Annotated in this window: 14 protein-coding genes; 6 read left to right on the plus strand and 8 right to left on the minus strand. The window is 66.1% G+C overall.

The annotated features are described in order from the left end of the window. From CAG31_RS24430 to CAG31_RS24440, 3 genes are all read left to right on the plus strand, one after another. On the plus strand, nucleotides 1-352 hold a 352-nt coding region (locus CAG31_RS24430; protein WP_085586021.1), incomplete at its 5' end, for a DUF6124 family protein. A gap of 241 nt (nucleotides 353-593) precedes the next feature. Further along, nucleotides 594-2,840 carry a TonB-dependent siderophore receptor gene (locus CAG31_RS24435; RefSeq protein ID WP_085586023.1) on the plus strand — a complete coding sequence of 749 codons (2,247 nt, stop codon included), beginning with the start codon at nucleotides 594-596 and terminating at the stop codon, nucleotides 2,838-2,840. A 143-nt stretch (nucleotides 2,841-2,983) separates the two neighbouring features. Then, the gene (locus CAG31_RS24440) at nucleotides 2,984-3,193 is read left to right on the plus strand and encodes a hypothetical protein (protein ID WP_085586024.1); all 210 of its coding nucleotides are present in this window, start codon (nucleotides 2,984-2,986) and stop codon (nucleotides 3,191-3,193) included. A gap of 73 nt (nucleotides 3,194-3,266) precedes the next feature. Here the strand turns inward: CAG31_RS24440 and CAG31_RS24445 are convergent, their stop codons facing one another. The 7 genes from CAG31_RS24445 to CAG31_RS24475 form a co-directional block, all read right to left on the minus strand. Further along, a complete protein-coding gene (locus tag CAG31_RS24445) occupies nucleotides 3,267-3,764 on the minus strand; it encodes a GNAT family N-acetyltransferase (protein WP_085586026.1) in 498 nt (165 codons plus the stop codon). A 318-nt stretch (nucleotides 3,765-4,082) separates the two neighbouring features. Further along, complete coding sequence (locus tag CAG31_RS24450) at nucleotides 4,083-4,664, minus strand: DinB family protein (RefSeq protein WP_085586028.1); 582 nt, start codon at nucleotides 4,662-4,664, stop codon at nucleotides 4,083-4,085. A gap of 17 nt (nucleotides 4,665-4,681) precedes the next feature. Then, a complete protein-coding gene (zapE, locus tag CAG31_RS24455; RefSeq protein ID WP_085586030.1) occupies nucleotides 4,682-5,800 on the minus strand; it encodes a cell division protein ZapE in 1,119 nt (372 codons plus the stop codon). 22 nt (nucleotides 5,801-5,822) lie between these two features. Further along, nucleotides 5,823-6,158: a nuclear transport factor 2 family protein gene (locus CAG31_RS24460; RefSeq protein ID WP_085586032.1), complete on the minus strand. Its 336-nt coding sequence runs from the start codon at nucleotides 6,156-6,158 to the stop codon at nucleotides 5,823-5,825. A 52-nt stretch (nucleotides 6,159-6,210) separates the two neighbouring features. Continuing rightward, a complete protein-coding gene (locus CAG31_RS24465; protein WP_085586034.1) occupies nucleotides 6,211-6,927 on the minus strand; it encodes a YafY family protein in 717 nt (238 codons plus the stop codon). A gap of 289 nt (nucleotides 6,928-7,216) precedes the next feature. Continuing rightward, the gene (gene speB, locus CAG31_RS24470; protein WP_085586036.1) at nucleotides 7,217-8,176 is read right to left on the minus strand and encodes an agmatinase; all 960 of its coding nucleotides are present in this window, start codon (nucleotides 8,174-8,176) and stop codon (nucleotides 7,217-7,219) included. A 14-nt stretch (nucleotides 8,177-8,190) separates the two neighbouring features. Further along, nucleotides 8,191-9,282 carry an extracellular solute-binding protein gene (locus CAG31_RS24475; RefSeq protein ID WP_085586202.1) on the minus strand — a complete coding sequence of 364 codons (1,092 nt, stop codon included), beginning with the start codon at nucleotides 9,280-9,282 and terminating at the stop codon, nucleotides 8,191-8,193. A gap of 99 nt (nucleotides 9,283-9,381) precedes the next feature. On the opposite strand from CAG31_RS24475, the gene CAG31_RS24480 reads away from it, so the two are divergent. The 3 genes from CAG31_RS24480 to CAG31_RS24490 all read left to right on the plus strand — a co-directional run bounded on the left by CAG31_RS24480 (nucleotide 9,382) and on the right by CAG31_RS24490 (nucleotide 12,406). After that, nucleotides 9,382-10,275: a LysR family transcriptional regulator gene (locus CAG31_RS24480; RefSeq protein ID WP_085586038.1), complete on the plus strand. Its 894-nt coding sequence runs from the start codon at nucleotides 9,382-9,384 to the stop codon at nucleotides 10,273-10,275. 117 nt (nucleotides 10,276-10,392) lie between these two features. After that, entirely contained in the window at nucleotides 10,393-11,859 is a 1,467-nt protein-coding gene (locus CAG31_RS24485; protein ID WP_085586040.1) for a nucleobase:cation symporter-2 family protein, read from the plus strand. Nucleotides 11,860-11,932: 73 nt separating this feature from the next. Continuing rightward, a complete protein-coding gene (locus CAG31_RS24490) occupies nucleotides 11,933-12,406 on the plus strand; it encodes an LEA type 2 family protein (protein ID WP_085586042.1) in 474 nt (157 codons plus the stop codon). A gap of 158 nt (nucleotides 12,407-12,564) precedes the next feature. On the opposite strand, the gene CAG31_RS24495 is transcribed toward CAG31_RS24490, so the two are convergent. Next, nucleotides 12,565-13,488 (minus strand): carbon-nitrogen hydrolase family protein, encoded by a 924-nt coding sequence (locus tag CAG31_RS24495; protein ID WP_085586044.1) that lies wholly within the window; start codon nucleotides 13,486-13,488, stop codon nucleotides 12,565-12,567. Nucleotides 13,489-13,555: the final 67 nt, after the last annotated feature.

Genomic DNA, 13,555 nt, shown 5'->3' on the forward strand with positions numbered 1-13,555 from the left:
CCCACCCGAAACCGACCCCACGTCCCCCTACGAATCCCCCGACTCGCGCAAGCTCAACGAAGCCGCCGAGCGCGCCCTCGACCATTACCTCAACCCGATGTTCGTCCCTGAACCTGCGCTCAAGATCAGCAAGCTCTACGCCATCGCCCCCGCCGCCGACAACGAAGAACTGCTGGCCGACGCCTGCGAGACCCTGACCTCGGCCAAGGTCATGGCCAACAACTTTGCGGGGTTGTTAGACGGCCAGCACCGGCATACGGCGCAAGGCATCGCGCAGCTGATCATGCTCGGCGAACTGGCGGTGAACCGGGTGCTGGACAGCCTGGAGCTGAAGGCCGACGCGGCCCTTTGACCAGACGCAAAATCCTGTGGGAGCCAGCCCGCTGGCGATAGCGATGGGTCAGCCAACATCACACTCGGCCGACCTGCCGCCATCGCCAGCAGGCGGGCTCCCACACGGTCTGGCGGTGAACACCGGCCTCATGTCCGGGCGCTCCAAATAACAATATTTCTCGTTTAACCCTAAATCGCGCCCTTCCCCTTCGTCTCTGAGCAAACGGAAATTTTCCCTCGATGACAAGGAGTCGGCTGCGATGTTCGCGCCCATCACCCGTTCCATGACCCTCACCCTGGGCCTGTGCAGTGTCGCCCTGAGCCCGGACCTTCTGGCCGAGACCGAGGCCGAGCAGCGCCCGGAAACCGACGCGCCGGCCCTGGAGCTGGCCGCCACCAGCGTCACGGCCCAGGGCCTGGGCAGCACCACCGAACACACCGGCGCCTACACCACCGGCGCGATGAGCACGGCGACGCGGCTCAACCTGTCGATCAAGGACACCCCGCAATCGATGTCGGTGGTCACCCGCCAGCAAATGGACGACTTCAAGCTCGGCACCCTGTCCGAGGCCATGAGCCAGACCACCGGCATCGTGGTGCAGCACAACGACTCGGACCGGATCAGTTATTCCTCGCGCGGCTATTCGATCAACAATTTCCAGGTCGATGGCATGCTCAACACGTTCACGTTCATGAAGTCGGACTCGGACACGATCATCTACGACCGCATCGAGGTGGTGCGCGGTGCCACCGGCCTGACCACCGGCGCGGGCGATCCGTCGGCGACCATCAACATGGTGCGCAAGCGCCCCACCGCCCAATGGCAGGCCCAGGCCGGGGTCAGCGGCGGCAGCTACGACGATTACTACAGCTACGTGGACGTGGGCGGGCCGCTGGCGTTCGACGGGCGCCTGCGCGGGCGCAGCGTGCTGGCCTACCGCGACAGCCAGTCGTTCCGCGACAAGTACGCGCTGCAGCGGGAAGTCGGCTACGGCATCCTCGAAGCCGACCTGACCGACTCCACCGTGCTGGCGGTCGGCTACGACTACCAGGACAAGCACGTGCAAGGCACCTCCTGGGGCACCGTGCCGTACTGGAACGCCGACGGCGGCAAGGCCGGCCTGGGCCGCTCCACCAACATGGCGACGTCCTGGAGCTCCTGGCCGATCAGGGACAAGACCGCGTTCGCCACCCTCGACCAGGCGCTGGCCGACGGCTGGCACCTCAAGGCCGCCTACACCCACCGCCAGAGCGACACCGACGGCAAGGTCTACTACGGCGGCGCCGGGTTCCCCGAGGCGGACCGCAGCGGCATGACGGCCTACACCTCGCACATGCTCGGCACGCAGAAGATGACCGCCTATGACTTCAACGTCTCCGGTCCCTACACGCTGCTGGGCCGCGAACACGAACTGATGCTGGGGTACGGCGAGGCCGAACGGCGCTCCGCTTCGCCCTACGCGATCGCCGGCCCCCGGTCAGACGACTACGGCACCATCCGCGACTGGAAATACATGGGCACTATCGCCAAGTTCCCCGACACCGTCACCGGGCTCACCGAATCCAAGGACGATACCCGGCAGAAGGCCGGCTACCTGGCCACCCGCCTGAGCCTCACCGACCGTCTGCATGCGGTGCTCGGCAGCCGTTACGGCAGTTGGGAGTCGTCCAGCACCAGCAACACCTTCGGCGACGACCTGCACGTGACGGCCGTGGACACCACCCGCCAGAAGCACAACGACCAGTGGACGCCCTACGCCGGACTGCTCTACGACATCACGCCCGAATACACCGTGTACGTCAGCTACACCGACATCTTCAAGCCGCAGACCAACCGCGACGCCAACCGCAAATACCTGGAGCCGGTGGTGGGCAGCAACTACGAACTGGGGCTCAAGGGCAGCCTGCTGGACGAGCGCCTGAACCTGGCCACGGCGCTGTTCTGGAGCAAGCAGGACAACGTCGCCGAGGTGGACGATTCGGTGCCGCCGGACCCGAAGACCGGCGAAGAGTTCTACAAGAGCGGCGGCAAGGGCAACAAGGTCAGCGGGTTCGAGGCGGAGGTGTCCGGCGAGGTGCTGGACGGCTGGAACCTGACCGCCGGCTACACCTACACCCACTCCGCCGACGGCGAGAAACGGCGCACCAACACCAACCAGCCGCTGAACCTGTTCCGCCTGTCCACAGCCTATCGCCTGCCGGGCAGCTGGAACGCGCTGACGGTGGGCGGCGCGGTGAACTGGCAGAGCGACATCTACGGCAAGGCCAATCGCCCCGTGGGGCGCGACGCCGACGGCGAGATCGTCACGCGCCGCACGCGGATCAGCCAGGACGCCTACACCGTGGTCAAGCTGATGTCGCGCTACGAGTTCGACCGGCACCTGTCGGCGTCGCTGAACGTCGACAACCTGTTCGACAAGAAGTACTACGACAACGTCGGCTTCTACAACGGCGTGTTCTGGGGCGACCCGCGCACGGTGACGCTGAGCCTGGACTGGAAGCTTTGACCCCAAGGTAGTTGGGCATCCCCTGTGGCGGGTTCCCTCGTCACAGGCAGCCGTTAACCCTTAGTTAATGCCTCCGGCGGACACTGCGCGCCGAGACCTCGATTCATGGACGAAAGGCTCCGACATTCACAGTGGGAGGCACCATGAACATCACCACCGCAATCCTCGCCGCACTGCTCGCCTTGGGATCCGCCAGCGCGTTCGCCGAAGGCGGCGCCGAGCGCATGCGGCACTATTACCAGAACTTCCCGGTGCATCACGACGCCGCCGGGCAACAGGCCGACAGCAAAGCCGATGAGCTGAAGGTTCCGGACGACCAGACCGCGCAAGTGACCGAGTCCTATCGCCCCTGATGGCCCGATGATCTACCGATGACCCTGCGACGGATCCGCAGTGGACAGTTGGGCGCCTCCCGGGCGCCCTTTTTCATGCCTGCAGGTATTTGGACCAGAACAGCATCGGCCCCTGCGCCGGATCCCGCGTGCCGGTCACGAACCCGAGCTTGGCATAGGACGCCTTCGCCACGTCGTTGCCTTCGAGCACCTCAAGGGTGATCTTGCAGCAGCCGCGCTGACGCGCGATATCCTCGACCTTGCGCAGCATTTTGTGGCTCAGGCCCCTGCCGCGAAATTTCGTCATCACCGCCACGTCATGCACGTTGACCAACGGTTTGCAGGCGAACGTGGAAAACCCCTCGAAGCAATTCACCAATCCGGCCGGCTCGCCGCCGACGAACGCCAGCACGCTGAAGGCGTGGGGCCGTTTGGCCAGCTCCTCAGGCAGACGCCGCAGCAGGTCGGGCGCGAGCGACTGGCCGCCGCCCATCGGGTCTTCGGCATAGTGATTGAGCACGACACCGATGGCCTCGGCATGCACCGGATTGGTATAGCTGGCTTGAAGCACAAGAATTTCTGCGGAATCCATTTCCATCCTCGATCGCACGGGGCCCCGGCGCGCGTCTTGCGCGTTGAAAGGCCCGCAGACCATAACGTGGCGGCGGCACGGGCGACAAGACAAACATTGGCTTGCTCCCAGAGGACTGTGCAGGCGGCGTGTCAGGGAATGAATGTGTCGGTTGGCCCGACGCCATCGCTGGCAAGCCAGCTCCCACAGGTTTTGCGCTGGCCGCTGATCCTGCGAATGTCTACGATCCTTGTGGGAGCTGGCTTGCCAGCGATAGGGCCGCCACATCCGACATCCCTGGTGCCTGATTCAACGCCTTCATTGCGCAGCCAGTCGCGGTCAGCGCCCCCAGATCAGTTCCTCGGTCCAGCCCAGCTCGGCGAAGTCCTCGGCCCGCAGGACCGACTCGCCGGCGCAGAAAAACTCGTCAAGCTGCGGCGGTTCCACAGAGGTGCCGCTGAGCATGGCATGCACCTGTCCGCGATGGTGGATCTGGTGCTCGAACAGGTGCGAGAGCAGGCGCAGGCGGGTGTCGTGCTGCGGCGTGTCCCGGGCGATGGTCACCACCCGGCCCAGATCGGCGTCGCGCAGTTGCTCGCAATAGGCGATCAGGCGCCGGTCCACCTGGGCCTGCTCAAGGCGCAGGGAATGCCCTTCGGTAAACGGTTCGTCGACGGCGAAGAACGCATAGCAATCGGGATGCGGCTCATCGCCGCGCAATTCGCGCTCCAGCGCATCGACGTAGAACCCGTCGCAGGTGAGGATGTGATTGAGCGTGAGGCGGATGCTCGGGAAGAAGCTCACCCGTGGCGCCGCCAGCTCCGCGGCGTCGAGGCGGCTCCAGGCCTTGGCCAGCCGATGGTTGGCCCAGGCGTTCTGGTAAGCCATGGTCAGCAAGTGGTGGGACAGTGGCTGCGTCATCGCGCGCCCTCCTCGCTTCAGGTCTCGGCAAAGCGTTGCAGCTGCATCTCCTTAAGGCGGCTGAGGGTGCGGCGGAACGGGAATTCCAGATAGCCCTCGGTGTACAGCGCCTCCATCGGCACCTGCGCCTCGATGTACAGCGGCACCTTGCGGTCGTAGCACTCGTCCACCAGGGCGATGAAGCGGCGCACGCCGTCGTCGTGCACCGACAGCTGCGGCAACTCGCGGTCGCCGGCGGCCACCCGTTCGGCGCCATCCTCGGTGCCGCGGGCGATCCGGCCTTCGCGCTTCTTCGCGCTGAGGTTGGGCACCTCGCTCAACAGGATAGCCCGGTAGCTGTCGCACAGCGCGATGAAGTCCATGGCGGCGAACGGCTGCTCGCAAAGGTCGGCGTAACGGCACCACACCACCGACCCGCCGGCCTGCACCACCGGCAGGCTCCGGTGACCGACGGCCACCGGGCCGGCATGGCAAGCCTGCCCGGCCGTCAGTGCCTTGAACACGTCGCCCAGGGCGCTGCTCTGCCCCGGCGCGGCGACCCAGTAGCGTTGCGCGTGCGCGCCGGGGTGCAGGCGATGGTCCTCGGCGCCGTTCACCGCGACCACTTGCATGTGCGCCTGGATCGCGGCGATGGCGGGCAGGAAGCGGTCGCGGTTGAAGCCGTCGGCATACAGTTGGTCCGGCGGCAGGTTGGAGGTGCAGACCACCACCACGCCCTCATCGAACATCACCTGAAACAGCCGCCCCAGAATGATGGCGTCGCCGATGTCGTTGACGAACAGTTCGTCGAAGCACAGCACCCGCACCTCGGCCGCCAATTCCCGGGCCAGCGCCCGCAGCGGGTCGGCGATGCCGGTCAACTGGAACGAGCGCTGGTGCACCCAGCCCATGAAGTGGTGGAAGTGCTGACGCCGGGCCGGCACCCGCAGGCTCTGGTGGAAACGGTCCATGAGCCAGGTCTTGCCGCGCCCGACCGGGCCCCACAAGTAAACGCCGGTGACCGAACGGACACCGGCGTGCAAGGCCTCGTGGCACTTGTGCAGTGCGAAGACGGCATGTTCCTGGGCTTCATCCTGGATGAAACCGTCGTGTTCGATGGCGTACTGCCAGGCGCTGAGCGGAGAGTCGAATGTCATGCGCGGCAGTATGCCATGAGCGCTACAGGGAAATGTCCAGTCGGGCGATCTTGCCCTGTTCGTCGAGCCGGAACATGTAGCGCAGCGGCTGCGGGCTGCCTGGAAAGTCGCCGGACACCAGCCCGTGCACCAGCACCTTGCCGGTGCGGTGCTGCACGTCCAGCACCTCGACGCGGGGCTGGTAGCGCCGGCCGCTGTCCTCGATCCAGTGGGCGATGGCCGTAGGACCGACCTGATGGTGGCCCTCGTCGAACACGTTGGCGTTCTCGGCGAAGAAGCTCGCGATCTGCGTGGTGTCACGGGCGTTCGCTGCGTTGATGTACCCGGCGATGGCCGGGGCCAGAGTCGGATGGGACATGGTTGCAACTCCTTGTTGAGTGGTTCTGCCGCCATCCTAGAACAGCCCTGCGTCAATTCTTGTCAGGAGTGAAGCGCCGGGTTTCGTCCTGTTGCATCTGCTGCTGCCAGGTGCGCAGCAGGTCGCTGCGCCGGCCCGGATAGCGCCCGTCAGCGGCCGTGGCGGCGGCGATCCGGTCGGTGCGGAAGGTGCGGTAGGCGCCGCGCAGTTCGCACCAGGCCACCAGGATCCGCACTTCATTGAGAAAGCCCAGCGCCAGCGGCCAGATCGAGCGCTGGCTGGGCATCTGCTGCGCGTCGGCGTAGTCGATCCGCAGTTTGCTCTGCTCGCGGATGGCTTGGCGCAGCACGCTCAGCGGCACGACGTTCTGCGGGAAGCCGTACCCCGCCGGCCCCGGCATCACGGTGGGGTTGAGCAAGGCGTCCCGGGCCTTGGGGTCGAGCACCGCCGCGATCTTGGCCAGGGCATCGGCGGCGGCCTTGCCCAGCACCTCGTCGCCGCGCTGATCGACGTAGCGCAGGCCGAGGACGATGGCTTCGGTCTCATCGGCATTGAGCATCAGCGGCGGCAGGAACAGGCCGCTGCGCAGCACGTAGCCGACGCCGGCCTCGCCGTGGATCGGCGCGCCCAGGGCGGTGAGCTCGGCGATGTCGCGGTACAGCGTACGCTCGGAGATCTCCAGCTCCGCCGCCAGCGTCGCCGCCGTCACCGGGCGCTTCTTGCCGCGCAGCACTTGCAGCAGGGTCAGTAAACGGGTGGTACGCGACACGGTGCAGGCTCCGTCCGGAAAATGGCCGAAGCTTAGCACCGGGCACTGTCAGATTCTGTCAGCAGGTCTCTGCAGTCATGCCCCACCCAAAAACCTGTGGGAGCGGGCTTGCCCGCGATGGCGGTGCATCAGGCGATGAATGTGTCGGCCGGACCGACGCCATCGCCAGCAGGCTGGCTCCCACAGGTCAGCAGGTGGCTCCCGCATGGGTTATGCGGTGTAGCCAATAATGTGGGAGCCAGCCTGCTGGCGATGGCTTCAGCCCAGGCACCTCAGGGACAAACCTGCCTCAGGCATCGACCTTATGACGGGCCGCGTAGAGGCACAGCATCTCCATGGCCAGGGTCGCCGCCGCCAGGGACGTGACTTCGGCGTGGTCATAGGCCGGCGCCACTTCCACCACGTCCATCCCCACCAGGTTGATCCCGCGCAGGCCGCCGAGGATCTCCAGCGCCTGCACCGTGCTCAGGCCGCCGCACACCGGGGTGCCGGTGCCCGGGGCGAAGGCCGGGTCGAGGCAGTCGATGTCGAAGGTCAGGTACACCGGGCTTTCGCCGACCCGCGCACGGATGGCCTCGACGATGGCCTCGCAGCCGCGCCGGTGCACCTGCCGCGCATCCAGCACCTGAAAGCCCTGAGGGTCGTCGTTGGTGGTGCGCAGGCCGATCTGCACCGAACGCGCCGGATCCACCAGCCCTTCCCGCGCCGCATGCCAGAACATGGTGCCGTGGTCGACCCGCTTGCCGCCTTCGTCCGGCCAGGTGTCGCTGTGGGCGTCGAAGTGGATCAGCGACAGCGTGCCGTGCTTGCGTGCATGGGCCTTGAGCAGCGGGTAGCTGATGAAGTGGTCGCCGCCGAAGGTGAGCATGGCGCTGCCGCTCTGAAGGATTCGCTCGGCATGGGCCTCGATGCTTTCCGGGATGGAATGCGGCGCGCCGTAATCGAAGTCGCAATCGCCGTAGTCGATCACCGCCAGATGATCGAACGGGTCGAACGTCCACGGCCAGTGGCGTTCCCAGGCGATGCCGGCGGACGCCGCGCGGATCCCCCGAGGCCCGAACCGGGCGCCCGGGCGGTTGCTGGTGGCGGTGTCGAACGGCACGCCGCTGACGGCCACGTCCACTCCGCGCAGGTCACGGCTGTAGCGCCGGCGCATGAAACTGGTGATGCCGGCGTAGGTGCTTTCGGCGGCGGTGCCGAAAAGGCTGTCGCGGGTGATGGCTTGATCGTTTTGCATCGGCACGTCCACGGTGAATCTCCTTTTTATTGATGGCTGCGAAAAGCGGTCCACAGGCGGGTGCGCTGGCGCATGTCCTTGAGGCTCATGCTGCGGTCGGCATATAGCCGCTCACGCACACCGGGCTGCGGGTAGATGTCCGGGTCGTTGCGCACCGCCTCGTCCACCAGCGGCGTGGCGGCCTGGTTGGCGGTGGCGAAGAACAGGGTGTTGGTCAGCGCCGCCACGGACTCGGGCCGCAGCATGAATTCGATGAAGGCCCGGGCGGCCTCCGGGTGCGGCGCGTCCTTGGGGATGGCGAGGTTGTCTTGCCACACCAGCGTGCCCTCACGGGGGATGCGGTAGGCGATCTCGAACGGCTTGCCGGCCTTGCGCGCCTGGTCGGCGGCCATGCCTGCGTCTCCGTTGTAGGTCAGCGCCAGGCACACGCTGCCGTTGGCCAGGTCGTTGATCTGCCGGCCGGTGGCGACGTACAGCACCGACGGCTGCAACCGCTGCAACAGGGCTTCGGCGGCGGCCAGGTCTGCCTTGTCGCTGCTGTAGGGATCCTTGCCCAGGTAATGCAGGGCCAGGCCGATGACCTCCTGCGGCGAATCCAGGATCGCGATGCCGCAGTCCTTGAGCTTGCCGGCGTATTCCGGTTTGAACAGCAGATCCAGGCTGTTGAGCGGCGCATCCGGCAGGCGTTTCTTGACGGCCTCCACGTTCATCCCCAGACCCAGGGTGCCCCAGGTGTAGGGCACGCCGTAGCGGTTGCCGGGATCCACCGCCGCCAGTTTCTCCAGCAGATCCGGATCGAGGTTGGCGTAGCCCTTGAGCCCTTCACGGGGGATTTCCTTCAGGGCGCCCGCCGCCAGCCCGCGGGCCAGCACGGTGGAGGACGGCACGACCACGTCGTAGCCGCTGCCGCCGGTCAGAAGCTTGGTCTCCAGCACTTCAGTGGTGTCGAAGGTGTCGTAGCGCACATGAATGCCGGTTTCCTGCTCGAAGCGCTGCAAGGTCTGCGGCGCCACGTAATCGGCCCAGCTGTAGAGGTTGAGGGTCTTGTCCTCGGCGTGGGCCGTGAACACAGCAGAGATCAACAGCGCGGGCAAGCCCAGTTTGAACACAGAAGCCATGACGAACACCTGACCGAGGGGAGTGGTGGCAGGATGCGCCGGCGGATACATTACAAAAATCTCAAGTTCGTTAACCTGACATTAGCCGGAGACAATGTGATGCTCGGTCAACTCCACGACGTGGATCTGCAACTGCTGCGCCTGTTCGTCGGCGTGGTCGAATGCAACGGTTTCAGTGCCGCCCAAGGGGAACTGGGCTTGAGCCAGTCCAGCATCAGCCAGCAGATGGCCAAGCTTGAGACGCGCCTGGGCTACCGGGTGTGCAACCGCGGCAAGGCCGGCTTCAGCCTGACGCCCAAGGGCGAACGGTTGCTGGCCGCGACCCGTGCGCTGTTCCAGTCCATCGAAGCGTTCCGTCATGAGTCCAACGGCGTGGCCGGGCGCCTGATCGGCGAGGTGCGCCTGGGGCTGTCCGAAGCGGTGGACCACTCGGTGCTGCAACGGGTGGCTGATGCGATCCGGCGCTTTCGCGCGCGGGACGAGGCGGTGCGCATCGAGCTGATCAGCGCCATGCCGGGGGAAATGGAGCGCCTGCTGCTGCAGCAGCGGCTGGACCTGGCCATCGGTTACTTTTCCCAGGCGCAGACTGCGTTCGACTACCGCGAACTGTTCCATGAGACCCAACACCTGTACTGCGCCCCCGGCCATCCGCTGTTCACCGACGACGCACCGGACGACGCGGCGCTGCAGGCCTGCGACCGGGTCGACCATCCGTACCGGTTCCTGCGCAGCGACGAGCCGTTCCAGGGCCAGGTCTGCTCGGCGCGCTCGGAACAGGTCGAAGGCACGCTGGCGTTTATCCTGTCGGGCAAGCACGTCGGCTACCTGCCGAGCCATTACGCCCGCCAATGGGTGGACAAAGGCCTGCTGCGACCGGTGCGCGAAGGCGGATTAAGCTTTGAGGTGGCGTTTCACCTGGCCCGGCACCGGGCCCAGGTGCCGGGGGACGCGCAGAAGGCGTTCGAGGAGGATCTGTTGGCGGCGTTTGCCTGAGGGCCGCGTAAAACCTGACCTTTCAGGCAATTTTATTGCGTTGCCCTCACCGCTCGCTTCCGGCATCCTGCGCACCCATTTTCTGACCCGGCTGCGCCTTGCGGCGCGCACACCACCATGACCGTCTCCGAAAAAGCCCCGCGCAACAACGACCTGATCTACGGCCTCAACGACCGTCCGGACTTCACCGCCACGGTGTTCGCCGCCCTGCAGCACGTACTGGCCAGCTTCGTCGGCATCATCACCCCGACCCTGATCATGGGCAGCGCCCTGGGCCTGCACAGCGAAATCCCTTACCTGATCAGCATGGCGCTGTTCGTCTCCGGCCTCGGCACCTTCGTCCAGGCCCGGCGCTTCGGCCCGGTGGGCTCGGGGCTGCTGTGCCTGCAAGGCACCAGTTTTTCCTTCATCAGCGTGATCCTCAGCGCAGGTTTCATGGTCAAGGCCCGGGGCGGCGGCACCGACGAGATCCTGTCGACGATCTTCGGCGTTTGCTTCTTCGCGGCGTTCATCGAAGTGGTGCTGAGCCAGTTCATCGGCAAGCTGCGCATGCTGATCACCCCGGTGGTCACCGGCACCATCATCACCCTGATGGGCCTGTCGCTGATCAAGGTGGCGATGACCGACATCGCCGGCGGCTTCGGCGCACCGGACCTGGGGGCGGCCAGCCATGTGTTCCTGGCCGCGCTGGTGCTGGGCACCATCGTGGTGCTGAACCGGGTCGATGTGCCGTTCCTGCGCCTGGGCGCCATCGTCATCGGCCTGACCCTCGGCTACGTGGTGGCGTGGCTGACGGGCCAGGTGGATTTCGCCAACCTGCCGCAGGTGCCGGCGGTCAGCATTCCCGTGCCGTTCAAGTACGGCTTCAACTTCGACTGGGTGGCCTTCGTGCCGGTGGCGGTGATTTTCCTGGTGTCGCCGCTGGAGGCCGCCGGCGACCTGACGGCCAACTCGATGATCTCGCGCCAGCCGGTCAAGGGCCCGCTGTACATCCGCAGGATCAAGTCGGGGCTGCTTGCCGACGGCCTCAACTCGGCCATGGCGGCGGTGTTCAACAGCATGCCGATGGTGACCTTTGCCCAGAACAACGGGGTGATCCAGCTCACCGGCGTGGCCAGCCGCTACGTGGCGTTCTTCATCGCCGGTCTGCTGGTGCTGCTGGGCCTGTTCCCGATGATCGGCGCAGTGCTGCAACTGATGCCCAAGCCCGTGTTGGGCGGCGCCGAGCTGGTGATGTTCGGCACCGTGGCCGTGGCCGGGATCAAGATCCTCGCCGAGGCCGGGCTGCACCGGCGCAACATGCTGATCGTGGCCATCTCGGTGGGCATGGGCCTGGGAATCGCCGCCGTGCCGGAAGTGCTGCGCGAACTGCCGCAGGCCCTGCGCAACATCTTCGAGTCGCCGATCACTGTCGGCGCCCTGTGCGCGATCGTGCTGAACATTTTCCTGCCGGAAGAGTTCATCGAACTGGAAGAGGACGACTTCGACCCGGAGGCGTCTATCCTGCAGGTCATGGAAAACCCGGAAATGCCGGCCAAGGCTGAACCTGCACAGCCGCCTGCGGTCGCACCGTTGAACCGCTGAGGCGGCCCGCCGCACAATCAAAGGGCCGGACCGTTGGCGGTCCGGCCCTTTTTCTTCATCGAGAGAACGCCCCATGCGCCGTCTCCCCGCCCTGCTGCTGTCCCTGCTTGTGCTGTCCCTCAGCGCCTGTGCGCTGTTCCCTTCCCGCGACCCGGTGAACATCAACGTGGTCGGCCTCGAACCGCTGCCCAGCCAAGAACTGGAAATGCGCTTCGCCCTCAAGCTGCGGGTGCAGAACCCCAATGAAACCGCCATCGACTACAACGGCATCGCGCTGGATCTTGAGGTCAACGGCCGTCCGCTGGCCTCGGGGGTGAGCGACCAGTCCGGCTCGATCCCGCGCTTCTCCGAGGCGGTGGTCAGCGTGCCGGTGAGCGTTTCGGCGTTCTCGGTGCTGCGCCAGACCCTGGGCCTGAGCCAGACCCAGAACCTCGACAACCTGCCTTACGTGCTGCGGGGCAAACTGGCGGGCGGCGCGTTCGGCACGATGCGCTTCACCGACCGCGGCAAGCTCAGCCTGCCCAGGGCCAGCGCCGCCACCTGGTGACGCTGGCCGGGTTCTGCGCCGATCCGGCTGACGCCATCGCCAGCAGGCTGGCTCCCACAGGGATTCAAGGTGAGCGCAGAATCTGTGGTCACCGCATAACAGTGTGGGAGCCAGCCTGTTGGCGATGGCGTCAGTGAAGGCACCGCAGGGCTTGCGGATCAGGCGATAAAGCGCACTCCGGGCTTGGCCCGCTCATCCACGCTCAACTCGAACACGTCCGGCCGCGCATAGTGACCCACCACGTCGTAGTCGTAACGGGCGCGCACCAGCTCGTCGGTATCGATCTCGGCGGTCAGCAGCCCTGCCCCGCCTTTCAGCGGGCCGGCCAGCACATCGCCCATCGGTCCGACGATCACGCTGCCGCCGGCGATCAGCGGACGGTCCGCCGGCCAGTTGGCGACCTCGACGCCCAACTCGTTCGGCGAAGCCTGCACCTGGCACGCGCTGACCACAAAGCAGCGCCCCTCATGGGCGATGTGGCGCATGCTCACTTGCCACATGTCGCGCTCGTCCACCGTCGGCGCACACCACACTTCAATGCCTTTGGCGTACATGGCCGTGCGCAGCAGCGGCATCATGTTTTCCCAGCAGATCACCGCGCCCAGTTTGCCGACCTGGCTGTCGAGCACCGGCAGCGTCGAGCCGTCGCCCTTGCCCCAGATCAGGCGTTCGGTGCCGGTGGGCATCAGTTTGCGGTGCTTGGCCGCAAGGCCCGCCTGAGGGTCGAAATGCAGCGCGGTGCAGTACAGGGTGCTGCCGGCACGCTCGATCACGCCGATCACCAGGTTCGCCCCGGTGCGCGCCGACAGGCCCGCCAGCGCCTCGGTCTCAGCGCCAGGCACATCGATGGCATTGTCGAAGTAGCGGGCATAGGCCTCGCGCCCTTCCGGCAGCCGATAGCCCAGTTGCGTGCCGAAACCTTCGCCTTTCGGGTAGCCACCGAGCAGCGCTTCGGGCATCACCACCAGCGCGGCGCCGGACTCCACGATGGCCGCCTCCCAGCTCAGGATCTGTTCCAGGGTTTCGCCTTTGCCGCCGGGCAAGGCGCCGATTTGCAGCGCGGCAACGATGGATTTGGGCATTGCGTTCACTCCGTGAGGATCAGGTGTTGCCGATTCTCCGGCCGCACGGGATCATGAATAAAGCCCT

This window comes from Pseudomonas sp. R25(2017) (assembly GCF_002112565.1).
GTDB lineage: Bacteria > Pseudomonadota > Gammaproteobacteria > Pseudomonadales > Pseudomonadaceae > Aquipseudomonas > Aquipseudomonas ekonensis.